This window comes from Paenibacillus sp. CF095 (genome assembly GCF_900101225.1).
Taxonomy (GTDB): Bacteria; Bacillota; Bacilli; order Paenibacillales; family Paenibacillaceae; genus Paenibacillus.
Genome location: NZ_FMZN01000016.1, coordinates 1 through 1288, shown reverse-complemented (window position 1 = coordinate 1288; position 1288 = coordinate 1). Strand labels below are relative to the sequence as shown.

At 54.7% G+C, this 1288-nt stretch carries 1 rRNA gene; it reads left to right on the top strand.

Annotated features, from left to right (window positions below):
• Positions 1-1287 (top strand): 23S ribosomal RNA (locus tag BLS69_RS31815); the annotation flags it as partial.
• Between the last annotated feature and the right edge of the window lies 1 nt (position 1288).

Sequence of the window (1288 nt, the reverse complement as noted above, 5' to 3'; positions counted from 1 at the left end):
GGTGCCCGTACCGCAAACCGACACAGGTAGGCGAGAAGAGTATTCTAAGGCGCGCGGAAGAACTCTCGTTAAGGAACTCGGCAAAATGACCCCGTAACTTCGGGAGAAGGGGTGCCCCGGTAGTGTGAATAGCACGAGGGGGCCGCAGTGAAAAGGCCCAAGCGACTGTTTAGCAAAAACACAGGTCTGTGCGAAGCCGTAAGGCGAAGTATACGGGCTGACGCCTGCCCGGTGCTGGAAGGTTAAGGGGAGTGGTTAGGGAGTAATCCCGAAGCTGTGAACCGAAGCCCCAGTAAACGGCGGCCGTAACTATAACGGTCCTAAGGTAGCGAAATTCCTTGTCAGGTAAATTCTGACCCGCACGAATGGCGTAACGACTTGGGCGCTGTCTCAACGAGAGATCCGGTGAAATTTTAATACCTGTGAAGATGCAGGTTACCCGCGACAAGACGGAAAGACCCCATGGAGCTTTACTGCAGCTTGATATTGAATTTGGGTACGATCTGTACAGGATAGGTGGGAGCCTTTGAAGTGGGAGCGCAAGCTTCCATGGAGGCAACGTTGGGATACCACCCTGATCGTATCTAGGTTCTAACCTGGTACCGTAATCCGGTGCGGGGACAGTGTCAGGTGGGCAGTTTGACTGGGGCGGTCGCCTCCTAAAGAGTAACGGAGGCGCCCAAAGGTTCCCTCAGAATGGTTGGAAATCATTCGAAGAGTGCAAAGGCATAAGGGAGCTTGACTGCGAGACCTACAAGTCGAGCAGGGACGAAAGTCGGGCTTAGTGATCCGGTGGTACCGCATGGAAGGGCCATCGCTCAACGGATAAAAGCTACCCTGGGGATAACAGGCTTATCTCCCCCAAGAGTCCACATCGACGGGGAGGTTTGGCACCTCGATGTCGGCTCATCGCATCCTGGGGCTGAAGTAGGTCCCAAGGGTTGGGCTGTTCGCCCATTAAAGCGGTACGCGAGCTGGGTTCAGAACGTCGTGAGACAGTTCGGTCCCTATCTGTCGTGGGCGTAGGAAATTTGAGAGGAGCTGTCCTTAGTACGAGAGGACCGGGATGGACGTACCGCTGGTGTACCAGTTGTTCCGCCAGGAGCACCGCTGGGTAGCTATGTACGGACGGGATAAACGCTGAAAGCATCTAAGCGTGAAGCCCCCCTCAAGATGAGATTTCCCAGTATGTAAGACCCCTTGAAGACGACGAGGTAGATAGGCTGGGGGTGGAAGTGCAGCAATGCATGGAGCTGACCAGTACTAATCGGTCGAGGGCTTATCCAAT